This is a genomic window from Streptomyces cyaneofuscatus, assembly GCF_042718795.1.
GTDB classification, from domain to species: Bacteria; Actinomycetota; Actinomycetes; order Streptomycetales; family Streptomycetaceae; genus Streptomyces; species Streptomyces cyaneofuscatus_A.
In genome coordinates, this window is sequence record NZ_JBHXOX010000004.1 from 14,543 (window position 1) to 38,618 (window position 24,076).

Consider the following 24,076-nt stretch of genomic DNA (forward strand, 5'->3'; position numbering starts at 1 on the left):
CTCTCAGCGGTAGGCCCGCCGCAGCGCCCGGCCGATCTCGTCCTTGAGCGGGTCGCGCAGCTCCGGGGCGTCGATCCGCTCCAGCCGGATGTCCGTACAGCCCACCCAGGCCGCCGCCTCCACCAGGGCCTCGGCCATCGGGACCACCGCCTTCGGCCCGGCCAGGGAAGCCTGCCGGGCGATCAGCGTGGTGCCCTCCCGGGCGGGGTCGACGCGGCCCTGGAGCTTCCCGCCCGCCAGCAACGGCATCGCGAAGTAGCCGTGGATCCGCTTCGGCCTGGGGACGTACGCCTCCAGCCGGTGCGTGAAGCCGAAGATCCGCTCGGTGCGCGCCCGCTCCCAGACCAGCGAGTCGAACGGCGACAGCAGCGTCGTACGGTGGCGGCCGCGCGGCTCCGTGGCCAGCGCCTCGGGGTCCGCCCAGGCCGGCTTGGCCCAGCCCTCCACCGTCACCGGCACCAGGCCCGAGTCCGCCACCACCGCGTCGAACTCCTCGCCCCGCAGCCGGTGGTAGTCCGCGATGTCGCTCCGGGTGCCGACCCCCAGGGACTTGCCCGCCAGCGCGACCAGCCGCCGCCGGCACTCGGTGTCGCTGAGGTCGTCGTGGAGCACGGCGTCCGGGATCGCCCGCTCGGCCAGGTCGTAGACCCGCTTCCAGCCGCGCCGCTCGGTGCAGACCACCTCGCCGTACATCAGGGCCCGTTCGACGGCGACCTTGGAGGCCGACCAGTCCCACCACTCCCCGCCGTTCTTCGCGCCGCCGAGCTCGGTGGCCGTCAACGGGCCCTCGGCGCTCAGCTGCTTGATCACCGTGTCGTACACACCGTCGGGCAGATCGTGGTGCCACTGCGGACGGGCGCGGTAGGCGCGGCGGCGGAACGCGAAGTGCGGCCACTCCTCGACGGGCAGGATGCACGCGGCGTGCGACCAGTACTCGAAGGAGCGGCCGCCCGACCAGTACGCCTCCTCCACCGTGCGCCGGCCGACCGCGCCGAGCCGGGCGTAGGGGATCAGCTCGTGCGAGCGGGCCAGCACCGAGATGGTGTCGAGCTGGACGGCGCCGAGGTGGCGCAGCACCCCCGGCACCCCTGCCCTGCGGTCCGGCGCCCCCAGGAAGCCCTGGGCGCGCAGCGCTATGCGGCGGGCCTGGTCGGCGGAGAGTTCGACTGCGGGAGGAGGCACAGGCGTCATACGTCGAACCCTAGACGGCACCACTGACAGCGAGGGAGGGAATCCGGCCACGGCGACGCCGCCTCGCCGCCTCGCCGCCCAACCCCCGCATCGCCTCACCACGTGGGGTCCGGGGCTCCACCGGGCCGTTCGGCGTGCCGCTCGGGCAGATACGGGTGGGCGCCGGGAAGCCCCAGGTCGGACGGGAGGAGCGCCGCCGTCCAGGCGTCGCGCCGCACCCCCTTGTTGAGCAGCCCGGACCGCTGCTCGCCCTCCAGCCGGAACCCCGCCCGCAGGGCCACGGCACGGGAGGCCAGGTTGCCGATCTCGGCCCGCCACTCCAGCCGGTCCGCCCGGAGCGCGGTGAAGGCCCAGCGGGCGGAACCGAGCACCGCCTCGGTGGCGTACCCGCGACCGCGGTGCTCCTTGGTGGACCAGTAGCCCACCTCGTAGGTCCCCGGCCGGCTGCGGCGGTCGATGGAGAGCGCCCCGACGAGCGTCCCGGCCTCCGGCAGCACCAGGGCGAAGCTGTACGCGGAGTCGTCCCGCCACCCCGCCGGGGCGAGCTTCGCGGTGAAGAGCTCGGCGTCGGTGAGGCGGTACGGGGAGGGGATCACCGTCCAGCGCCGGATGTCCGGGTCCTGGCAGGCCGCGTGCACCCGGTAGGTGTCCTGCGGACCGAACGGCCGCAGAAGAAGTCGTCGCGTGGTGAGAGTGATCGGCTCCATAGGGTGATTCTGGTGAGCGGGCGGCCGCGATGCGAGCACTTTCGGGGCTTCCCGGCACCTTCCGCGCCTCTGGGGCGTTGTCCTTGGAGGGTGCGGTGAGGTCCACGCGGCGGCAGCCCTCCCGGGGCGGCGGTGTCCTCGCTTACGATGGCCGTTGCGGTGGGGCCCACCTGCCGTGCCCGCGCCAGAGTCCATTACACGACCCAGTGCCAGGCCCGACCGGCAAGGAGACCAGCCTCAGTGTCCGTCTTCAACAAGCTCATGCGTGCAGGCGAAGGCAAGATCCTGCGCAAACTGCACCGCATCGCGGACCAGGTCAGCTCCATCGAAGAGGACTTCGTCAACCTCTCCGACGCCGAGCTGCGGGCGCTCACCGACGAGTACAAGGAACGGTACGCGGACGGCGAGAGCCTGGACGACCTGCTTCCCGAGGCGTTCGCCACGGTCCGTGAGGCCGCGAAGCGCGTCCTCGGACAGCGCCACTACGACGTACAGATCATGGGCGGAGCCGCCCTGCACCTCGGCTATGTGGCCGAGATGAAGACCGGTGAGGGCAAGACCCTCGTCGGCACCCTGCCCTCGTATCTCAACGCGCTCTCCGGCAAGGGCGTGCACCTGATCACGGTCAACGACTACCTCGCCCAGCGCGACTCCGAGATGATGGGCCGGGTCCACCAGTTCCTGGGCCTGTCCATCGGCTGCATCGTCTCCAACATGACGCCGGCGCAGCGCCGCGAGCAGTACGCCTGCGACATCACGTACGGCACGAACAACGAGTTCGGGTTCGACTACCTCCGCGACAACATGGCGTGGTCCAAGGACGAGCTCGTCCAGCGCGGCCACAACTTCGCCGTGGTCGACGAGGTCGACTCGATCCTCGTCGACGAGGCCCGTACGCCGCTGATCATCTCCGGCCCGGCCGACCAGGCCACCAAGTGGTACGGCGACTTCGCCAAGCTGGTCACGCGTCTCACCAAGGGTGAGGCGGGCAACCAGCTCAAGGGCATCGAGGAGACCGGCGACTACGAGGTCGACGAGAAGAAGCGGACCGTGGCCATTCACGAGACCGGTGTCGCCAAGGTCGAGGACTGGCTCGGCATCGACAACCTCTACGAGTCGGTCAACACCCCGCTCGTCGGCTATCTGAACAACGCCATCAAGGCGAAGGAACTGTTCAAGAAGGACAAGGACTACGTCGTCATCGACGGCGAAGTCATGATCGTCGACGAGCACACCGGCCGTATCCTCGCCGGCCGCCGCTACAACGAGGGCATGCACCAGGCGATCGAGGCGAAGGAAGGGGTGGACATCAAGGACGAGAACCAGACCCTCGCCACGATCACCCTGCAGAACTTCTTCCGCCTGTACGACAAGCTCTCCGGCATGACCGGTACGGCGATGACCGAGGCCGCCGAGTTCCAGCAGATCTACAAGCTCGGCGTGGTGCCGATCCCGACGAACCGGCCGATGGTCCGGGCCGACCAGTCGGACCTGATCTACCGCACCGAGGTCGCCAAGTTCGCCGCGGTCGTCGACGACATCGCCGAGAAGCACGAGAAGGGCCAGCCGATCCTGGTCGGCACCACCTCGGTCGAGAAGTCCGAGTACCTCTCGCAGCAGCTCTCCAAGCGAGGCGTCCAGCACGAGGTCCTCAACGCCAAGCAGCACGACCGGGAGGCGACGATCGTCGCCCAGGCCGGCCGCAAGGGCGCCGTCACGGTCGCCACGAACATGGCCGGCCGAGGCACCGACATCAAGCTCGGCGGCAACCCGGACGACCTCGCCGAGGCGGAGCTGCGCCAGCGCGGCCTCGACCCGGTGGAGAACGTCGAGGAGTGGGCGGCCGCGCTGCCCGCCGCGCTGGAGTCGGCCGAGCTGGCCGTGAAGGCGGAGTTCGAGGAGGTCAAGGACCTCGGCGGGCTGTACGTGCTCGGCACGGAGCGGCACGAGTCGCGCCGGATCGACAACCAGTTGCGCGGTCGTTCCGGCCGTCAGGGCGACCCGGGCGAGTCCCGCTTCTACCTGTCGCTGGGCGACGACCTGATGCGCCTGTTCAAGGCGCAGATGGTCGAGCGCGTCATGTCGATGGCGAACGTCCCGGACGACGTGCCGATCGAGAACAAGATGGTCACCCGTGCCATCGCCTCCGCCCAGTCGCAGGTCGAGCAGCAGAACTTCGAGACGCGTAAGAACGTCCTGAAGTACGACGAGGTGCTCAACCGGCAGCGCGAGGTCATCTACGGCGAGCGCCGCCGCGTTCTGGAGGGCGAGGACCTCCAGGACCAGATCCGGCACTTCATGGACGACACGATCGACGACTACATCGCGCAGGAGACCTCCGAGGGCTTCGCCGAGGAGTGGGACCTGGACCGGCTGTGGGGTGCCTTCAAGCAGCTCTACCCGGTGAAGGTCACCGTCGAGGAGCTGGAGGAGGCGGCCGGGGATCTGGCGGGCGTCACCGCCGAGTTCATCGCCGAGTCGGTCAAGAACGACATCCACGAGCAGTACGAGGAGCGCGAGAAGACCCTCGGCTCCGACATCATGCGTGAGCTGGAGCGGCGCGTGGTCCTCTCCGTGCTGGACCGCAAGTGGCGCGAGCACCTCTACGAGATGGACTATCTCCAGGAGGGCATCGGCCTGCGGGCCATGGCGCAGAAGGACCCGCTGGTCGAGTACCAGCGCGAGGGCTTCGACATGTTCAACGCCATGATGGAGGGCATCAAGGAGGAGTCCGTCGGCTACCTGTTCAACCTGGAGGTCCAGGTCGAGCAGCAGGTCGAAGAGGTTCCCGTGCAGGACGCGGCCGAGCGCACCTCGCTCTCCAAGGAGGGTGCTCCCGCCGCGCGTCCGGAGATCCGCGCCAAGGGCCTGGAGGCCCCGCAGCGTCCGGACCGGCTGCACTTCTCCGCCCCCACGGTGGACGGCGAGGGCGGCGTCGTCGAGGGCGACTTCGCCACCGACGGTGCGCAGTCCGGTTCCTCGGACGGGATGACGCGTGCCGAGCGCCGCAAGGCGCAGAAGAGCGGTGGCGGCGGCGGTCGCCGTCGCAAGAAGTAGCACCAGCAGCGCCGCATCGGCCGGGGCCGGACACCGCAGGGTGTCCGGCCCCGGCCGCGTTGTGAGCGTCACCTGCTGCTTTGTGGGCGTGATCGGCCGCGTTGTGAGCGTCACCGTGGACCCGGGCCGGCGTTTCCGGCCGGGACGAGGCGTTCGCCGCCCAGCTCCACGGCCGCGCAGCGCCAGCGCTGGTCGGGGCCCTGCTCCAGGCGGAAGGCCATGGCCTGCACCCGGTCGCCCGCCGCGATGCTGGCGAACGCCTCGACCACCCCGGTGGCGGGCTGGGCGCCGTGGCAGTGGCGCAGGACCGGGCGGTGGCCCCGGGTGGCCCCGAGCGGGGTGCTGGGGGCCAGTTCGGCGAGCTGGTCGTAGGCGTCGCCGATGGTGTGGCCGAGCATCCAGTGCACCGGGCGCTGGCCGCTGAGGACCGCGAGCAGCCGTTCGGCGAACCACTGGTGGGGTCGCGGCGGGCGGTGCGGCTGGAGGCGCCGGGACCGCTGCGGAGGTACGGCCCTGGGCCGGCGCTGGTCGCGGCGGTCGGTGGGCCTCGTGCTGTTCATGCTCATGGTCGTCGCCCCCGTGAACCGGGCCCGGGAATACCGAGCGGTAACTTGTGCTGGGGATCTTCTACGGGGACGGCCGACAACACCGCAAGGGGCTCCCGTGCCCGGTCAGGGGCCTGGGGCGATTCACCTATCCGGGTTGCCGGCCTTGGGGCGCAAGGGCCATCGCGGGGGTGACGGGGCGTCGTGGGTGGACGTGGGCCCCCGGTTGCCGAAACCCGAAAGGGGACGGTCCCCACGTATCCTGAAGGCCTCTCCGACTACGAAAGCGGCCTGCCATGCGCGTGTACGTCCCCCTGACCCTCTCCGGTCTCGCAGCGGCACACGCGTCCGGCGAGGTCGGCCCGGGGCCGCTGACGGCCTACGCGGTCACGCCCGGGCTGCGCGAGTGGTACGTCTCCGACGACATCGAGGAGCTGGAGTACGCGGCGCTCAACCGGGCCGCCGCCGCCTCGCTCCGCCTGATCGCCGGGGACCCGGACGAGGCCCGGCGCCGTATCGTCGTCGCCGTCGACGTGCCCGACGGGGCCGCCACCGCCGATCCCGACCACGGACTGAGCGCCGCCTCGATCGGTGAGGTGCGTCTCGCCGCCGCCCTGCCGCTGGCCAAGGCGGCGGCGGTGCACGTGGACGCCGACGAGGCCGGGAAGGACGTGGCCGCGGCCGCGGCGGCCTTGGGCGCGGCGGACCTCGGCGACGACGACGCGCAGTTCACGGTGGACGGGGCTGAGGACCACGAGCTGCTCTGGTTCGGGGTCCAGGAGATTCCGCAGCTCATCGGCTGAGGCGTTCGGCGTCGGCCGGAGCCTCTGCGTTGTCGGACCCGGCGGGTACGTTTTCTGTATGACACCCGGGAAGACACGCACGCATCTGGTCTGGGACTGGAACGGCACGCTGCTCGACGACATCCACGCCGTCATCCACGCGACGAACGCCGCGTTCGCGGAGGTGGAGCTGGCGCCGCTCACGCTGGAGCAGTACCGGGAGATGTACTGCGTGCCCATACCCCGCTTCTACGAGCGGCTGCTGGGCCGGCTGCCCACGGAGGCCGAGTGGGAGCGGATGGACGACATCTTCCACCGGTACTACGCGGAGCGCCGGGTCGCCTGCGGGCTCACCGCCGGGGCGGAGGACCTGCTCGCGCAGTGGACGCTGGCCGGGCACAGCCAGTCGATCCTGAGCATGTACGGGCACGAGCACCTCGTGCCGGTCGTGCGCGGGTACGGGATCGAGTCGCACTTCGTCCGCGTGGACGGGCGGACGGGGCCGTCGGGCGGAAGCAAGGCACTCCACATGGAGCGGCACTTCGAGGCGCTGGCCGGGGTGGGCGGGATATCCGGGATCTCCCCGGCGAACTCGGTGGTCATCGGGGACGCGGTGGACGACGCGGTGGCGGCGGCGCATGTGGGGGCGCGGGCCGTGCTGTACACGGGGGGTTCGCACAGCCGGAGCAGTCTGCTGGCGGCGGGGGTGCCGGTGGTGGACAGCCTGGGGGAGGCGGTGGCTTTGGCGGAGACGTTCTCCGCGTGACGGGGGGTCGTGCTGTGGGATTCGGGGCTCCGCCCCGGGCCCCGGTCCTCAAACGCCGGACGGGCTGAAAGGACGTCCTCAAACGCCGGACGGGCTGGATGTGGGCGGCTCGGAACGGATGCGCGGGCTCAGAGTTGGCGGCGGGCTGAAAAGGATGTCCTCAAGCGCCGGACGGGCTTGAATGGGTGCGCAGCACCCTCAGGAACTCCCTCATCCATGCCGGGTGGTCCGGCCATGCCCGCGACGAGATCAGCGGGCCGTCCACCACCGCCTCCGTGTCCTGGAACGTCGCGCCCGCGCTCTGCATGTCCGGTTCCAGCGCGGGGTACGCGGTGACGCGGCGGCCGCTCAGGTTGCCGGTGGCGGCGGTGATGAGGGGACCGTGGCAGATTTGGGCGACCGGACGGTCGGCGGAGAAGAAGGCGCCGATGATCTTGCGCAGCTCCGCGTTGTTGCGGAGGTACTCGGGGGCGCGGCCGCCGGGGATCACCAGGGCGATGTAGGCCCCGGGGTCCACCTCGGAGAAGGCCAGGTCGGCGGGGAAGGTGTAGCCGGGCTTCTCCGTGTACGTGTCGTAGCCGGGCTCGAAGTCGTGGACCACGAAGCGCAGCGTCTTGCGTTCGGGGGCCGCGATGTGGACCTCGTACCCCTCCTCCAGCAGCCGCTGGTAGGGGTAGAGCACTTCGAGGGACTCGGCGGCGTCGCCGGTGACGATGAGGATCTTCTCGGGCTCGGGCATGGCACGCTCCTTGGGATTCTCGGGACCTGCGCTCAGGGCCTGCTCTCGTCCCCCGATATCAGGTTGCCCCCGTTGCGTACATTCGCCAAGGCGATGCGCCGCACTGTCCGAAGTGTCAAAGTTCGATGTCTTCTTTTGTACACATGCGGCTCATGACGGGGTGGGGTGCGGGGGCGATAGCCTGGTGCCGTGATCAGCGCGATACGCCTCGGGGGCAGCGAAGCCCCCGGCCGCCGCCCGGAGTGCCACCGCACCCGGGCGATCCGCGATCTCCCGACCCCGGACCGGCCGTCACAAACGGCCCATGTGGTCCCGGGTGACTCTCGAAGCGGCATAGCGTCGTCCCAGACCGGAAACCCCGCGTCGTGGCGGTACGTCGTTTTTCTCACCTACGTCACGCAACGGCGCGCGACAGGAGCCAGAGGACATGCAGACCAAGCTGGACGAAGCCAAGGCCGAGCAGCTCGCACGGGCGGCCCAGGTAGCTGACCACAGCCCGGGCGGTGGTGTCGGCGGCCCGGGCGGTACCCCCCGGGTGCGGGTCGCCGCCTCCGGGGCCCACGAGGACGCCCGTCCGGGTCAGGACACGGTGCTCGCCTACCTTCAGCGCTACTACCTGCATACGGCTCCCGAGGACCTCGGCGGCCGGGACCCGGTCGATGTCTACGGCGCCGCCGCCTCGCACTACCGGCTGGCGGAGAACCGCCCGCAGGGCACCGCCAACGTCCGCGTGCACACTCCGACCGTCGAGGAGAACGGCTGGACGTGCAGCCACTCCGTCGTCGAGGTCGTCACCGACGACATGCCGTTCCTGGTGGACTCCGTCACCAACGAGCTGTCCCGGCAGGGCCGCGGCATCCATGTCGTGATCCACCCGCAGGTCACCGTCCGCCGTGATGTCACCGGCAAGCTCATCGAGGTCCTCTCCGGCGGCCCCGGCACCCCGAAGCGCGGTGCGAAGGCCGAGCTGCCGCACGACGCGCTCGTCGAGTCCTGGATCCACGTCGAGATCGACCGCGAGACCGACCGCGCCGACCTCCAGCAGATCACCGCCGACCTGCGCCGCGTCCTGTCCGACGTACGGGAGACCGTCGAGGACTGGGGGAAGATGCGCGACGCCGCCCTCCGGATCGCCGACGACCTGCCGGGCGAGCCGCTGGACGACCTCGCCGACGAGGAGGTCGAGGAGGCCCGCGAGCTGCTGCGCTGGCTGGCCGCCGACCACTTCACCTTCCTCGGCTACCGCGAGTACGAGCTCAAGGACAGCGACGCGCTCGCCGCCGTACCCGGCACCGGGCTCGGCATCCTGCGCTCCGACCCGCAGCACAGCGAGAGCGAGGACCACCCGGTCAGCCCGTCCTTCGACCGGCTGCCCGCCGACGCCCGCGCCAAGGCCCGCGAGCACAAGCTCCTCGTCCTGACGAAGGCCAACAGCCGGGCCACCGTGCACCGGCCCAGCTACCTCGACTACGTCGGCGTGAAGAAGTTCGACGCCAAGGGCAACGTCGTCGGCGAGCGCCGCTTCCTCGGACTCTTCTCCTCCGCCGCCTACACCGAGTCCGTGCGCCGGGTGCCCGTCATCCGCCGCAAGGTCGCCGAAGTGATCGAGGGCGCGGGCTTCTCGTACAACAGCCACGACGGCCGCGACCTGCTCCAGATCCTGGAGACCTACCCGCGCGACGAGCTGTTCCAGACCCCCGCCGACCAGCTCCGCGACGTCGTCACCTCCGTCCTCTACCTCCAGGAGCGCCGTCGGCTGCGGCTCTACCTGCGCCAGGACGAGTACGGGCGCTACTACTCGGCGATCGTCTACCTCCCGCGCGACCGCTACACCACCGGCGTACGCCTGCGGCTGATCGACATCCTCAAGGAGGAACTCGGCGGCACCAACGTCGACTTCACCGCCTGGAACACCGAGTCGATCCTCTCCCGGCTGCACTTCGTCGTCCGGGTCCCCCCGGGCACCGAGCTGCCGCACCTCACCGACGCCGACGCCGACCGCATCGAGGCCCGCCTCGTGGAGGCCGCCCGCTCCTGGGCCGACGGCTTCGGCGAGGCGCTCAACGCCGAGCTGGGCGAGGAGCGCGCCGCCGAACTCAGCCGCCAGTACGGCCACTCCTTCCCCGAGGGATACAAGGCCGACCACTCACCGCGCGCCGCAGTCGCCGACCTGGTCCACCTGGAGACCCTCAAGGAGGGCGAGAAGGACTTCGCCCTCAGCCTGTACGAGCCGGTCGGCGCGGGCCCCGGCGAGCGCCGCTTCAAGATCTACCGGACCGGCGAGCAGGTCTCCCTCTCCGCCGTCCTCCCCGCCCTCCAGCAGCTCGGTGTCGAGGTCGTCGACGAGCGTCCGTACGAGCTGCGCTGCGCGGACCGTACGCACGCCTGGATCTACGACTTCGGGCTGCGGATGCCGCAGGCCAACGGGCACACCGGCCACCTCGCCGACGACGCCCGCGCCCGCTTCCAGGAGGCGTTCGCCGCCGTCTGGAAGGGCGAGGCGGAGAACGACGGCTTCAACGCGCTGATCCTCGGCGCCGGGCTGAACTGGCGCCAGGCCGTGGTGCTGCGCGCCTACGCGAAGTACCTGCGGCAGGCCGGATCCACGTTCAGCCAGGACTACATGGAGTCCACCCTCCGCAACAACGTCCACACCACCCGGCTGCTCGTCTCGCTCTTCGAGGCCCGGATGTCGCCCGGCCGCCAGAGCGCGGGCACGGAACTCACCGACGGGCTCCTGGAGGAGCTGGACGGGGCCCTGGACCAGGTCGCCTCGCTGGACGAGGACCGGATCCTGCGGTCCTTCCTCACGGTCATCAAGGCGACCCTGCGCACCAACTTCTTCCAGCACGCGGAGGACGGCACCCCGCACTCCTACGTCTCGATGAAGTTCGACCCGCAGGCCATCCCGGATCTGCCGGCGCCCCGCCCGGCGTTCGAGATCTGGGTCTACTCGCCGCGTGTGGAGGGCGTCCACCTGCGCTTCGGCAAGGTCGCCCGCGGCGGGCTGCGCTGGTCGGACCGGCGCGAGGACTTCCGTACGGAGGTGCTCGGCCTGGTCAAGGCGCAGATGGTGAAGAACACCGTCATCGTGCCCGTCGGCGCCAAGGGCGGATTCGTCGCCAAGCAGCTCCCGGACCCGTCCGTGGACCGGGACGCCTGGTTCGCCGAAGGCATCGCCGCCTACCGCACGTTCATCTCGGCGCTCCTGGACATCACCGACAACATGGTGGCCGGCGAGGTCGTGCCGCCCGCCGACGTCGTCCGCCACGACGAGGACGACACGTACCTCGTCGTCGCCGCCGACAAGGGCACCGCGAGCTTCTCCGACATCGCCAACGAGGTGGCCGTCGCGTACGGCTTCTGGCTCGGCGACGCGTTCGCCTCCGGCGGTTCGGCCGGCTACGACCACAAGGGCATGGGCATCACCGCCCGCGGCGCCTGGGAGTCCGTCAAGCGGCACTTCCGGGAGCTGGGCCACGACACCCAGACCGAGGACTTCACCGTCGTCGGCGTCGGTGACATGTCCGGTGACGTGTTCGGCAACGGGATGCTGCTCTCCGAGCACATCCGCCTGGTCGCCGCCTTCGACCACCGGCACATCTTCATCGACCCCACCCCGGACGCGGCGACCTCGTACGCCGAGCGCCGCCGCCTCTTCGACCTGCCGCGCAGCTCCTGGGCCGACTACGACACGGGGCTGCTCTCGGCGGGCGGCGGGATCCACGCGCGCAGCGCCAAGTCGATCCCGCTGAACAACCACATCCGTGAGGCGCTCGGCATCGACGCTTCGGTGAGCAAGATGACGCCCGCCGACCTGATGCAGACCATCCTCAAGGCCCCGGTCGACCTGGTGTGGAACGGCGGCATCGGCACGTACATCAAGGCCGTGTCCGAGTCGAACGCCGACGTCGGCGACAAGGCCAACGACGCCATCCGCGTCAACGGCGAGGACCTGCGGGCCAAGGTCGTCGGCGAGGGCGGCAACCTCGGCGCCACCCAGCTCGGCCGCATCGAGTTCGCCCGCAACGGCGGCCGGATCAACACCGACGCGATCGACAACAGCGCCGGTGTGGACACCTCCGACCACGAGGTGAACATCAAGATCCTGCTCAACGGGCTCGTCCGGGACGGCGACATGACGGTCAAGCAGCGCAACAAGCTGCTCGCCGACATGACCGACGAGGTCGGCGCGCTCGTCCTGCGCAACAACTACGCGCAGAACGTCGCCCTCTCCAACGCCTCCGCCCAGGCGCCCTCGCTGCTCCACGCCCAGCAGCGCTTCATGCGCCGGCTGGAGAAGGACGGGGCGCTGGACCGGGCGCTGGAGTTCCTGCCCGCCGACCGGCAGATCCGTGAGCTGCTCAGCAACGAGACGGGGCTCAGCCAGCCCGAGCTGGCGGTGCTGATCGCCTACACCAAGATCACGACGGCGGACGAGCTGATCTCCACGGTCCTGCCGGACGACCCGCACCTCCAGAAGCTGGTCCACGCCTACTTCCCGAGCGAGCTGCGCGAGCGGTTCCCCGAGGCGGTCGACGGGCACGCGCTGCGGCGCGAGATCATCACGACGGTGCTGGTCAACGACACGGTGAACACCGCGGGTTCGACCTTCCTGCACCGGCTGCGGGAGGAGACCGGGGCGTCGATCGAGGAGATCGTACGGGCCCAGTTCACGGCCCGCGAGATCTTCGGTCTTTCGGCGGTGTGGGACGCGGTCGAGGCGCTCGACAACGAGGTCGCCGCCGATGTCCAGACCCGCATCCGGCTGCACTCGCGGCGGCTGGTGGAGCGCGGTTCGCGCTGGCTGCTGGGCAACCGGCCGCAGCCCGTCGCCATCGCGGAGACCATCGCGATGTTCCGGGACGGCGTGGAGCAGGTCTGGAACGAGCTGCCCAAGCTGGTGCGCGGTGCCGACCTGGACTGGTACCACTCGATCCTGGACGAGCTGACCTCGGCGGGTGTCCCGAGCGAGCTGGCGGGCCGGGTCGCCGGGTTCTCCTCCGCCTTCCCGGCGCTGGACATCGTCGCGATCGCGGACCGGACGGGCAAGGACCCGCTGGAGGTCGCCGAGGTGTACTACGACCTCGCGGACCGGCTGCGGATCACCCAGCTGATGGACCGGATCATCGACCTGCCGCGGGCCGACCGCTGGCAGTCCATGGCCCGCGCCTCCATCCGCGAGGACCTGTACGCGGCGCATGCGGCGCTCACGTCGGACGTGCTGAGCGTGGGCGACGACGGGGCCACGCCGGAGGAGCGGTTCCGGGCGTGGGAGGAGAAGAACGCGGCGATCCTGGCTCGGTCGCGCTCCACGCTGGAGGAGATCCAGGGGTCGGACGCGTTCGATCTGGCGAATCTGTCGGTGGCGATGCGGACGATGCGGACGTTGTTGCGTACGCACGCGTAGGCGGTGGCCGTACGGGGGTGAGGGGGCCGGGGCCGTTGGTGGCGCCGGCCCCCTCGGCGTGGGTCCGTCCTCAAACGCCGGACGGGCTGGAAAAGATGCCCTCAAGCGCCGGGCGGGCTGGAGTTGGCTGGGCGGGCTGGAAAGGATGGCCTCAAGCGCCGGGCGGGCTGGATTTGGTGAACTTCTCGTATTCCGCCACCACTTCCTTCGCCGGGCCGTCCATCCTCAGCGTGCCCGCCTCCAGCCACAGCGCCCGGTCGCACGTCTCGGTGATGGACTTGTTGCTGTGGCTGACCAGGAAGACCGTGCCCGCCTCCGCGCGCAGTTCCTGGATGCGGTCCTTGCTGCGGCGCTGGAACTTCGCGTCGCCCGTGGACAGTGCCTCGTCGATCAGGAGGACGTCGTGGCTCTTGGCGGCCGCGATGGAGAAGCGGAGCCGGGCGCCCATGCCCGAGGAGTACGTGCGCATCGGCAGCGTGATGAAGTCGCCCTTCTCGTTGATGCCGGAGAAGTCGACGATGTCGTCGTAACGTTCGCGGATCTGCTCGCGCGTCATGCCCATCGCGAGTCCGCCCAGCACCACGTTGCGCTCGCCGGTCAGGTCGCTCATCAGAGCCGCGTTCACCCCGAGCAGCGACGGCTGGCCCTGGGTGTGGACCCGGCCCTGGGACGGCGGGAGCAAACCCGCGATCGCCTTGAGCAGGGTCGACTTGCCGGAGCCGTTGGAGCCGATCAGGCCGATCGCCTCGCCCTTGTACGCGGCGAAGCTGACGCCCTTCACGGCGTGCACCTGGCGTGCGCCGGGGGTACGGCGGCGCGAGGTGATCCGGCTGAGCGCCGAGGTCGCGCTGCCCTTGCCCGTACGGGCGCCGTTGACGGTGTACGTGACGTGGACGTCGTCCACGACGACGGTCGGCACCCGGAGGTCGGGGGAATCCTTGAGATCAGCCACGTCCGTACGTCTCCTCGGCCTTCCAGAAGTACACGAATCCCGCCGCACCGCACAGCAGCGCCCAGCCGGCCGCCGCCGCCCACACGTGCGGCGGCAACTGCGCCGCGCTGTAGCTGTCGATGAGCGCGAACCGCATGAGGTTGATGAAGATCGCCGCCGGGTTGTACTCCAGGATCACCAGCACCGCGTGCGGCACCCGCTCGCCCTGGAGCAGGTGGTCCAGGCTCCACATCACGCCGGACGAGTACATCCAGGTCCGCAGCACGAACGGCATCAGCTGTGCGATGTCCGGGGTCTTGGCCGTCAGCCGGGCCACGGCCATCGACACGCCGGTGTTGAACACCGCCTGGAGCGCGAGCGCCGGGATCGCCAGCAGCCACGACGGGCGCGGGAACTGGCCGAACACCAGCAGGATCAGAGTCAGCGCGCCGAGCGAGAACAGAAGCTGCTGCAACTGCTGGAGCGCCAGAGCCACCGGCAGTGAGGCGCGGGGGAAGTGCAGGGCCCGCACCAGCCCGATGTTGCCGCTGATGGCGCGGGTTCCCGCGGTGATCGAACTGCTGGTGAAGGTCCAGATGAAGACCCCGGTGACCAGGAACGGAACGAAGTCCTCAACCCCGCGCTTGGTGTCCAGCAGGACGCCGAAGATGAAGTAGTAGACCGCCGCGTTCAGCAGCGGCGTCGCGATCTGCCAGACCTGGCCGAGCTTCGCCTGGCTGTACTGGGCCGTCAGCTTGGCCGTCGCGAACGCGGCGATGAAGTGCCGCCGCCCCCAGAGCTGCCGGATGTAGGCGGGCAGCGAGGGCCGGGCGCCGCTGACCGTCAGGCCGTGCCGGGCGGCTAGGGCGGCCAGCTCACCGGGCGCGTAGGCGGGGGCGTCCAGGGCGGGGGCGGCCGGGCCGGGGGAGCTCACCGGCGGTGGCGTGGCGGTTGTCTGGCTCACGGCGAACGATCACCTTCGACGGATGGCGGGAGGGGGAGGGGGAGGGGTGAGGGGGAGGAGAGGGGGAGGCAAATTTGAGCAGAACGGTACGGTCCCGTGGGGACGCCCTCGTTGGGACGGGACCGTACCGTCGTAACGCCGAGAGTAGGACGCTCCACGTCGCAACGCAACCGTTCCGTCGTCGCCGACTATCATTCGGGCCATGACCACCGAACGGGGAACCCGCCGCCGCGCCCCCGCAGGCGCCGCCGTCCTGCGCGAGGACGTCACCGACGCCATCCGCGCGGCTGTCTTCGAGGAGCTGGCCGCGGTCGGGTTCGCCCGCATGTCCATCGAGGGCATCGCGCGGCGCGCCGGGGTCGGCAAGACCGCCGTCTACCGCCGCTGGAAGTCCAAGCTCGCCCTCGTCCTCGATCTCGTCGCGGCCGTCGCCTCGCAGGGGATGCCCGCGCCGGCCACCGGTTCGCTGTACGGGGATGTGCGCGCCGTCCTCGAACTCGCCGCCTACGCCCTGCGCCACCCGGTCGCCTCACAGGTCATCCCGGACCTGCTGGTGGAGGCGGCCCGCAACCCGGAGATCTCCGAGGCGATCAAGGCCGCCCTCCTCGACCAGCAGCAGGGCGTCGCCGCCGTGGTGCTGCGGGAGGCGGTGGCCCGGGGGGAGCTGCCGGAGGGGAGCGATCCGGACCGGGCCCTCGACCTGATCGTGGGGCCGCTGTACTGGCGGCTCGTCGTGGTCCGCAGCGAGCTGCCGAAGGGGTACCTCGACGACCTGGCCGCCTCGGCGGTCGCCGCGCTGCGCAACGGCTGAAGCGGGGAGACCCCACCGTTCCGGTACCAGGCCTCACCGCTCCGGTACGCGTGCCAGCACCTCGCCCGTACGCGGGCTGTACGCCAGCACCGACGCGTCCCCCGGCAGCTTCTGGAACCGGGTCAGCAGCACCCACCGCACCCCGTACCGCCCGGTGATCCGGTCCCGTTCCTCCTGCGCGGTCGCCGCGGCCAGGTACGTGGCCACCGCCCTGCTCCGCGCCCGCCGCTCCGCCGCCGGAAGCCCCGCGTCCGGCACCTGGTCCGCGAGCAGGTACGCCCCGTGCCCGGCCAGCGCGTACATCGCCGGGACGCTGTCCGTCAGCACCACCTCACCGGGCGGGACGTGCGCGGTGGCCCAGGTGTACGGCTCGCCGGTCACCGGCTTCCCGCCGGACTCCGGGCGGGCCGAGGCCGCGGCCGGCATCGGGGGCTGCGCGGCCGTGAGCCCGTTGTAGTACGGCCACACCGCCGCCACGGCCACCGCGCACAGCCCGGCCAGCGCCCACCGCCGCAGCGTCGGCCTGATCCGGGTCCGCTGCTTCACCGCGACCAGCGCGACCACGCCCAGCGCCGCGCCCAGCGCCGTCGGGGGATGGACCAGCAGGACGAGCCCGAGCAGCACGCCGATCCCGGCCGCCTCCGCCCACCGGGGTGTCCGGCCCGGCGGCCGCCCGGCGCGGGGGCGCGGGAGCCGGGTGACGGCGTGACCGGTCCACGCCCACAGGTTCAGCGTGACCGCGACGGCGAACGTGCTCGGCGCGCTCCACCGCCCCGGGTCCGCCCAGTGGATCAGGCCCAGGGGGACCAGCGCGAGGACCGGCACCCAGCGGTTCGGGGTCAGCAGCCGGGCCAGCCGGCCGATCCCGGTCAGCAGCAGCGCCAGGTTCACGGCGGCCGAGAGCGCGAGCACGGTCTGGCCGGAGAGCCCGCTGGCCCGCGCGGTCAGGCCCTGGAGCACGGCGTACGGGGAGTAGTGCGCGCTGGCCACGGCGGGCAGGTCCGTCATCGGGAACGCCGGGTGCAGCAGACTGGCCCGCAGCCGTTCGACGACCGCCGCGTTGAGCCCGGCCTCGCAGCACATCGGCACCCGCCAGGCCGCCGCCGACAGCACCGCCCACAGCAGACCGCCCAGCAGGACGTAGGGCGAGGGCAGCCACCGGGGCGCTACGACACGTTCATCGTCGTCGGCCGCCCTGGGGGGAGAGGCGGGGGCGGCGGAGGTAGGGGTTTCGGGCGAGGCGGGTGTGGGAGAGGAGAGGGACACAGATCATGGGTTCCGTGCGCGGGGCCGTCCCTCCCGGCCGCCACTCTTCCGGGGGAAACTCCGCCCGGGGGAAACTCCGCCCGGGGGAAGCTCCGCCCGGGGAAAGCTCTGTCCGGGGAAAGCTCTGTCCGGGGGAAGCTCTAGGGGGCGTCCGCGAGCAGCCGGTCCGCCACCCGTCCCGCCGCCCCGCCGTCGTCCAGGTCGCAGTAGTCGCGGCGGAAGCTCTCGTACGCGTCGGCGTGCCGGGCCGCCACCGTCCCGAGGCCGTGCAGCGCCTGCGCCACCTCGTCCGTCGTGACCAGCAGCGGACCGGGCGCCCGGGTCTCGAAGTCCAGGCAGAAGCCGCGCACGGTGTCGCGGTAGTGCTCCAGGTCGTACGTGTGGAAGAGCATCGGGCGGCCCGTCAGCGCGAAGTCGAACATCAGCCCCGCGTAGTCCGTGACCAGGACGTCCGCGATCAGCAGCAGCCCGGCCGCGCCCGGATGGCCCGAGACGTCGAGGACGCCGGGTCCGCCCTGGATCCCGCCCGTGACCCGGGGGTGCCGGCGCACCAGCACGGTGTGGCCGGGGCCCAGCGAGCGGGCGAGGGCGGGCAGGTCGAGGGCCGGATCCCAGCGGTACGGGCCGGGGGCCGTGCGGTCGGCGGAGTCGCGGGATGCGGACGGGGGGTGGGCCAGATGGTCGCGGTAGGTGGGCGCGTACAGGACGACGCGGTGGTCCTCCGGTACGCCGAGCGTGCGCCGGATCTCTTCGGCGGCCTTGTCCCGGTCGGGGGCGCACAGCACGTCGGCGGCCGGCGATCCGGCCTCCAGCACCTCGCCCCCGTACGCCAGTGACCTGCGCAGCAAGGGGGTGGCGAAGCGGCTCGGGGAGACCAGTACCGACCATTGGGCCGATCGGTGAGCCAGGGTGGCGAGATGCTGGTGGTCGGCGTAGAGGGTATCGGTCAGGCCGGTGCCGAAGCGGCCGAGCGGGGTGCCGTGCCAGGTCTGGACGACCACCTGCCCGGGGCGCCGCTCGAACCAGGCCGGAAGCTGTTCGTCCGTGACGATCCGGCGGGAGCGGGCCAGTGCCTCGTACCAGGCGGCGCTGTGCACGGGGACGGCCCGCGCGCCGGGCGGTACGTGCGTCGTACGGCCGGGGGCGGTACCGGTGACCCACAGGTGCTCGGTCTCCGTGCCCCGGCGCATGAGCTCGGCGTGTACGGCGCGCGGGGAGTCGCCGCCCGCGTAGAGGACGGTGTCCAGGAGCGGAGGACGCGCGGTGGTGCGCCGCGCGGGGTGGTGCGCGTCGCGCAGGAGCCGTCTGCTGTACGCGCTCCGCTCGGCGACCGGGAGCGCCGGAGCCGCCGTGACGGTCAGCCGGTCGCCGTTGCGCCGCTCCAGGGTGAGGGCGGAGTCGCCGCAGGGGAGGTGCCCGGCGAGGGAGGTGAGGACGCGGAGGGGGTGGCCGTCCAGGTGGAGGCCCCAGCGGCCTTCGGGGAGGGGCGGGGCGATCCGGGCGGAGAAGCGGCCGGTGGGGCGGGCCTCGACGGTGGTCTCCGTGATGGTGGCCTCCGTGACGGTGGTCTCCGTGACCGGGACCGTCTCGTGCAGGGTCTCGTGACGGAGGACGAGACGGGCGCCCGCGCAGGGCGCCGCCCCGAGGGCTGGGGAGGCCAGAGCGTACGTTCCCGAGGGCTGCGCCGGAGCGTACGTCCCCGAGATCCGCAGCGACCCGTCCGGCGCCCGCTCCGCCCGGTCCACGACCGGCAGCCCTCCCAGCTCCACGACCAGGTTCCCCGCCGCGTCCGCACACGCCGGCGGCGGCAGGTCCGGAGCGGCGGGCAGCGGGGCGCGGGTCCCGTCGGCGAGCAGCAGCCGGGCCCGCCAGCGCGCGCCGGTCGCCGCCTCGACCTCACGGGGGGCCCGGTGCGGGGCGGGCGGCACGGCGGCGAGGCCGTCGAGCGGCACGCGTACCGTGAACGCCCCGCCGGACTCGCACGCCACAGGGAACGAACGCTCCTCGGCCCGCCCCTCCTCCCCGTCGCGCGTCAGAAGGAGGGCCGTCGGCTCCGGCCGCCCCCCGAAGCACCGCCCCCTCAGCTCCAGCGGCCCCCCCTCCCCACCGTCGCCGCTCCCCTCCCCACCGCCGCTGCTCTCCACCACCGCACCCAGCCGCTCCACCCGCACCCGCAGCCGCCCGCCCCGGTGGTCGAGCACCGCCCGCCGTCCGTCGCCCAGGTCGTGGACGAGCGGCTGGTCCGCGCCCGCGTCCAGGGCGCGCACCGCCACCCGCCGGACCGCCCCGCGCGCCGCGACGACCAGCCCGACCAGCCAGCCCCCGTCCCCGGCTCCGCCCCCGCTCCCGCCGCCGTCACCCGTCACGGGCAGCCGGTCCGGGTCGAGGACCATCTCGAAGCCGGCGTGGTCGTAACCGTGCAGCTCCTGACCGGAGTTCACCGTCGCCTCGGGCGCGCTCACGGACCGCACCGGAACCGCCCGCATCCGGCGGCCCGCCTCCACCCGGAGCACCCCCACCGTGAGCTGCCGTCGCGCCGACCCGGCCGGAAGGTTGCGCAGATAGGCGTACCCGCGCAGCCGCAGCTTCCCGTCCGCGCCCCACCGCGCCTCCACGAGCCGTGCGACCGCCGGTACGTCGGCGCGCGCGAGCCGGGCGCTCGCGCCGCGCACGCCGGGGTAGGCCGCCCGCCGCCGCCCCGGCAGCCCCTCCACCGCGAACGTCCCCGCCCCGTTGGCCCGTTCGAAGGCGAGGACGGCCAGCAGCTCCTCCAGCCGCCGCTCCCGCACCAGCCGCCACTTGATGCGCAGCTCCACCGGGAGCCCCTCCAGCACCCCGTCCCCCGCCCGCTCGACGAACGCCCCCGCACCCTCCAGGAACGCCGCCCGGTACGCGTCACCGCCCATCGGCAGCCCGTCCAGGAAGTACCCGAAGTCGTCGCGCAGACAGGACGCGTCGTACGCCCGCCGCCGTGCCGCGCCCCCGTGCTCAGCCTCGCCCAGGAACGCGCTGACCTGCTCGCACGCGGCGATCCGGTCCCGTACGCCGGTGACGTCCGTACGCCGCCGGGTGATCGAACCCTCCCGCACCCGCCAGTAGTAGACGTGCTCGGCGAGGACGTCGACCGAGTCCGCCAGGTAGTGCGCGGGGATCATCACGGGGGTGTCCTCGTACAGCTTCCCCTCGGGGAACGCGAAGGCGTGCCGGTCCCAGAAGGAGCGCCGGAACACCTTGTTCCACGCCACCCGGTCGGCGAGCAGGCGCGGATCCCGGGTGATGTGGGTGCGGGGGCGCGTGGCGGTCAGCCAGCGGTACTGCCACGCCTGCTGCCGCCCCTGCCCGGTCAGCCGCCACACGTTGCCGGTCACCAGATCGGAGCCGGTCGACTCCAGCGAGGCCACCATCCGCTCGTACGCGTCGTGGACGACGAAGTCGTCGCTGTCCGCGAACGCCAGGTAGGGCACGGTCGGGGTGGTGTGCCGGACACCGGCGTTGCGGGCCGCGCTCAGTCCGGCGTTCTCCTGCCGCACCAGCCGGAAGCGGTGGTCCCGGGCGGCGAAGTCCTCGGCGATCGCCGCGCTGCCGTCCGTCGAACCGTCGTCGACCATCACCACCTCGATCGCGTCGAGACTCTGCTCCGCCACCGAGCGCAGGCAGTCCTCCAGGTAGTCCTCGATGTTGTGGACGGGGATGACGACGCTGAGGAGCGGTGGCTTCATGTCCTGGTCAACAGAGGCCGGGGCCCGGGGTCACCACCGCTGACCCGAACGGGTGAACGCGGGCCGTCCGTTCCCCGCCTCCGGGATTACGCTCGGCTGCCATGCCCCGCCGCGCACCCGCCGTGCCCTCCCTGCCCACCCGAGCTTCCGTGAAGCGGTACGTCCGCAGGCAGGTCATGCGGGCCGCCTACCGCACCGACCTCCACCGCCCGCTCGACCCGGACCTCGCCGTCTACGGCGCGTACTGGAACCGGGGCGTCGCCTGCAACCCGGCCGCCATCCACGCCAAGGCCCGCGAACTCGCCCCGCACATCCGGGGCGTGTGGGCCGTCTCCTCCCGGCACCGCGACCGGATGCCCCCGGGCGTGCCGTACGTCATCGAGGGCTCGCGGCCCTACTGGCGGGCGATGGCCACCGCCACGTACCTGGTCAACAACTCCAGCTTCCCCGGCGGCTTCACCAAACGCCCCGGTCAGCGCTACCTCCAGACCCACCACGGCACCCCGCTCAAGACGATGGGCCTGGACCAGCGGGCCTACCCCGAGCTGGCCCGGAAAGCGGACTTCGGCAAGATCCTCGCCCACGTGGGCCAGTGGGACTTCAGCCTCTCCGCCAACCCGCACAGCACCGAGGTCTGGGACCGCGTCTACCCGGGCTCCTACCAGCGGCTCGACCTCGGCTACCCCCGTAACGACGCCTACTTCACCGCCACCGCCGAGGACATCGCGAAGATCCGCGCCGAACTCGGCATCCACGAGGGCCAGATCGCGCTCCTCCACGCCCCGACCCACCGCGACTACCGCGAGGGCTTCGTCCCCGATCTCGACCCCGAGCGCCTGGCCCGCGAACTGGGCCCGGAGTACGTGGTGTTGGTGCGCGCCCACTACTTCTACGGCCGGTCCGCCGAGGTCGGCGGCGGAAGCACGCCCACCGGCCGCGTCCGGGACGTCACCGCACACCCCCGGGTCGAAGAACTCTGCCTGGCCGCCGACGCGTTGATCACCGACTACTCGTCGCTGGTGTTCGACTACGCCTGCCTGGACCGCCCGATCGTCGTCCACGCCTCCGACTGGGACACCTACCGGACCACGCGCGGCACGTACTTCGACCCGCTCTCCGGCCGGCCCGGCGACACTCCGGGCGCCGTCACCGCCACCTCCGACGAGCTGGTCGAGGTGTTCCGTACGGGGGAGTGGCGCTCGCCCGCGTCGGCCGCGCTGCGCACCGCGTTCCGGGAGCGGTTCTGCCCGTACGACGACGGGAACGCGGCGGAACGGGTCGTGCGGCGGTTCTTCGCCGTCCCCTTTGCCCCGCCCAGTCGTTGATTCCGACAGCTCACGCACACCGCCAGGTTGGGAGACGTCCATGCACCGGTCCGCCTACGAGCAGATGGAACTCTGCATCAAGGAGTACCTGCCCGTCGAAGGGCCTGCCGGAAGGTCCGTCGGCACCTACCGGGTCGTCGACCTCGGCTCCCGTATCTCCGGCAAGCAGACCCGGACCCACCGGGCGCTCCTCGCCGGGCACACCATCGACTACTTCGGGGTCGACGTGCAGGACGGGCCCAACGTGGACGCCGTCATGAAGAAGCCGTACCGCATCCCGGCCCGCTCCAACAGCGCCGATGTCGTGCTCTCCGGGCAGGCGTTCGAGCACATCCCGTTCTTCTGGGCCTCGATGCTGGAGATCGCGCGTGTTCTGAAGCCGGGCGGCCACGCCTTCATCACCGCGCCCTCGCGCGGCCATGTCCACGATGCCCAGGACTGCTGGCGCTACTACCCGGACGGGTTCCGCGCGCTCGCCGCCCACGCGCGGCTCGAACTCCGCGAGGCCTATACCGACTTCCCGCCGCGGAAGGGCATCTGGCACGACTACCGGGCCATCGACAAGAAGGCCGCCTACTGGGGCGACTCGGTGGGGGTGTTCCGCAAGCCGCAGGGCTATCCCCGGCTGACGATGTTCGCCGTGAGGGAGTTGGCGGTCTGGTGGGCCAACCGGGTCGGCGGGGTCGACTCCGTCCCGCTGCCCGAGCCCGTCGCCGGGCGCGAGCACTGCGGGCGTCCGAAGACCGTGCCCGTACAGGCACCCTCACTCGAACAGGAATCAGGCCGATCAATGACAGGTTGACGAAAGGTGACATGCGCCACAAAGCGCGCGTACTGTCCCGGTCCATGGCTTGGCGCAACGCCGTCAACGGCGTCCTTCAGCAGCTCACCGGATACCAGCTCAGGCGCGTGACGGTGCCCGCCGCCCGCACGGCCCCGGCCGAATCCTTCGCGGCCTCGACTCCAGCCCCTGCCCCCGCTCCTGCCCCTGCTCCTGTGGCGGCGCCGGCCCCGAAGCCCACCGCGAAGAAGGCCGCCGCGAAGAAGTCCGCCCTCGCCTTCCCGGAGGACTACGACGACGAGGCCAGGGACATCATCCGGGCGGTCAAGCCGTACTCGATGACCTCGCCGGAGCGGCTCAACGCCTTCATCCTCGCCACCCGTTACATCGCCCGGCACAACATCCCGGGCGACATCGTCGAGTGCGGCGTCTGGCGCGGCGGCTCCATGCAGGCCTGCGCCAGGACCCTGCTCTCCGTCGGAGAGGACGAGCGCGAGCTGTACCTCTTCGACACGTACGAGGGCATGACCCCACCCACCGCCGAGGACCTGCGGCGCGACGGCCGCCCGGCGCAGGAGCTGCTGGACGCCCAGGGCAAGGACCGGCCGATCTGGGCGGTCGCCTCGCTGGAGGACGTACAGGCCGGGTTCGACAACGTGCCGTACCCGAAGGAGCGCGTCCACTACGTGCAGGGGCGGGTCGAGGACACGGTTCCCGGCCGGGCGCCCGAGCAGATCGCGATCCTGCGGCTCGACACCGACTGGTACGCCTCCACCAAGCACGAGTTGGAGCACCTGTACTCCCGGCTGGTCAGCGGCGGGGTGCTGCTGATCGACGACTACGGGTACTGGCAGGGGTCGCGGCAGGCCGTCGACGAGTTCCTCGACAAGACCGGTGAGCGGCTGCTGCTGCTCCGCATGGACGAGGGCCGGATCGCCGTCAAGCCCTGATCCGCCGGACCCGAGCCGCCGGACCCGATCCGACCCGAGCCGCCGGACCCGATCCGACCCGACCCGAGCCCCGTGCCCTCCCCCCGGTACGGGGCTCGACCGCGTCACGGGCGCGCCCCCGGGCGCCTGAAC

The 24,076-nt window shown here is 71.7% G+C and carries 16 protein-coding genes; 8 read left to right on the forward strand and 8 right to left on the reverse strand.

Annotated elements, in window-relative coordinates; translation table 11 throughout:
* Positions 1-3: 3 nt before the first annotated feature.
* A complete protein-coding gene (locus tag ACFWRT_RS04790) occupies positions 4-1,191 on the reverse strand; it encodes a winged helix-turn-helix domain-containing protein (RefSeq protein WP_380950845.1) in 1,188 nt (395 codons plus the stop codon).
* A gap of 95 nt (positions 1,192-1,286) precedes the next feature.
* A complete protein-coding gene (locus ACFWRT_RS04795; RefSeq protein WP_380950844.1) occupies positions 1,287-1,898 on the reverse strand; it encodes a GNAT family N-acetyltransferase in 612 nt (203 codons plus the stop codon).
* A gap of 240 nt (positions 1,899-2,138) precedes the next feature.
* On the opposite strand from ACFWRT_RS04795, the gene secA reads away from it, so the two are divergent.
* Positions 2,139-4,955, forward strand: a complete 2,817-nt coding sequence (secA, locus tag ACFWRT_RS04800) for a preprotein translocase subunit SecA (RefSeq protein WP_380950843.1) — start codon at positions 2,139-2,141, stop codon at positions 4,953-4,955.
* A 110-nt stretch (positions 4,956-5,065) separates the two neighbouring features.
* Here secA and ACFWRT_RS04805 read toward each other — a convergent pair whose 3' ends face one another.
* A complete protein-coding gene (locus tag ACFWRT_RS04805; RefSeq protein ID WP_380950842.1) occupies positions 5,066-5,521 on the reverse strand; it encodes an Rv3235 family protein in 456 nt (151 codons plus the stop codon).
* Positions 5,522-5,796: 275 nt separating this feature from the next.
* On the opposite strand from ACFWRT_RS04805, the gene ACFWRT_RS04810 reads away from it, so the two are divergent.
* Together ACFWRT_RS04810 and ACFWRT_RS04815 are read left to right on the forward strand one after the other, a co-directional pair.
* The gene (locus ACFWRT_RS04810; RefSeq protein WP_380950841.1) at positions 5,797-6,303 is read left to right on the forward strand and encodes a DUF6912 family protein; all 507 of its coding nucleotides are present in this window, start codon (positions 5,797-5,799) and stop codon (positions 6,301-6,303) included.
* A gap of 58 nt (positions 6,304-6,361) precedes the next feature.
* A complete protein-coding gene (locus ACFWRT_RS04815; protein WP_380950840.1) occupies positions 6,362-7,048 on the forward strand; it encodes an HAD family hydrolase in 687 nt (228 codons plus the stop codon).
* Positions 7,049-7,208: 160 nt separating this feature from the next.
* Here the strand turns inward: ACFWRT_RS04815 and ACFWRT_RS04820 are convergent, their stop codons facing one another.
* The gene (locus ACFWRT_RS04820) at positions 7,209-7,787 is read right to left on the reverse strand and encodes a DJ-1/PfpI family protein (RefSeq protein WP_380950839.1); all 579 of its coding nucleotides are present in this window, start codon (positions 7,785-7,787) and stop codon (positions 7,209-7,211) included.
* 427 nt (positions 7,788-8,214) lie between these two features.
* Here ACFWRT_RS04820 and ACFWRT_RS04825 point away from each other — a divergent pair, with 427 nt between their 5' ends.
* Positions 8,215-13,197, forward strand: a complete 4,983-nt coding sequence (locus tag ACFWRT_RS04825; RefSeq protein ID WP_380950838.1) for an NAD-glutamate dehydrogenase — start codon at positions 8,215-8,217, stop codon at positions 13,195-13,197.
* A gap of 151 nt (positions 13,198-13,348) precedes the next feature.
* On the opposite strand, the gene ACFWRT_RS04830 is transcribed toward ACFWRT_RS04825, so the two are convergent.
* Entirely contained in the window at positions 13,349-14,149 is an 801-nt protein-coding gene (locus ACFWRT_RS04830; RefSeq protein WP_380950837.1) for an ABC transporter ATP-binding protein, read from the reverse strand.
* Positions 14,142-15,092 (reverse strand): ABC transporter permease, encoded by a 951-nt coding sequence (locus tag ACFWRT_RS04835; RefSeq protein ID WP_380950836.1) that lies wholly within the window; start codon positions 15,090-15,092, stop codon positions 14,142-14,144. Before ACFWRT_RS04835 ends, ACFWRT_RS04830 begins: the two co-directional genes overlap by 8 nt.
* 202 nt (positions 15,093-15,294) lie before the next feature.
* Here ACFWRT_RS04835 and ACFWRT_RS04840 point away from each other — a divergent pair, with 202 nt between their 5' ends.
* Positions 15,295-15,903: a TetR/AcrR family transcriptional regulator gene (locus ACFWRT_RS04840; RefSeq protein WP_380950835.1), complete on the forward strand. Its 609-nt coding sequence runs from the start codon at positions 15,295-15,297 to the stop codon at positions 15,901-15,903.
* Between the two features lie 33 nt (positions 15,904-15,936).
* Here ACFWRT_RS04840 and ACFWRT_RS04845 read toward each other — a convergent pair whose 3' ends face one another.
* Entirely contained in the window at positions 15,937-17,169 is a 1,233-nt protein-coding gene (locus tag ACFWRT_RS04845; RefSeq protein ID WP_380950834.1) for a hypothetical protein, read from the reverse strand.
* Between the two features lie 140 nt (positions 17,170-17,309).
* Complete coding sequence (locus tag ACFWRT_RS04850; protein ID WP_380950833.1) at positions 17,310-20,888, reverse strand: bifunctional glycosyltransferase/CDP-glycerol:glycerophosphate glycerophosphotransferase; 3,579 nt, start codon at positions 20,886-20,888, stop codon at positions 17,310-17,312.
* Positions 20,889-21,064: 176 nt separating this feature from the next.
* On the opposite strand from ACFWRT_RS04850, the gene ACFWRT_RS04855 reads away from it, so the two are divergent.
* The 3 genes from ACFWRT_RS04855 to ACFWRT_RS04865 are packed head-to-tail and all read left to right on the forward strand — an operon-like array spanning position 21,065 to position 23,944.
* Positions 21,065-22,213, forward strand: coding sequence for a CDP-glycerol glycerophosphotransferase family protein (locus ACFWRT_RS04855; RefSeq protein WP_380950864.1), 1,149 nt, complete (start codon positions 21,065-21,067; stop codon positions 22,211-22,213).
* A gap of 40 nt (positions 22,214-22,253) precedes the next feature.
* Positions 22,254-23,015: a methyltransferase domain-containing protein gene (locus ACFWRT_RS04860; protein WP_380950832.1), complete on the forward strand. Its 762-nt coding sequence runs from the start codon at positions 22,254-22,256 to the stop codon at positions 23,013-23,015.
* Between the two features lie 11 nt (positions 23,016-23,026).
* A complete protein-coding gene (locus tag ACFWRT_RS04865; RefSeq protein ID WP_380950830.1) occupies positions 23,027-23,944 on the forward strand; it encodes a TylF/MycF/NovP-related O-methyltransferase in 918 nt (305 codons plus the stop codon).
* Positions 23,945-24,076: the final 132 nt, after the last annotated feature.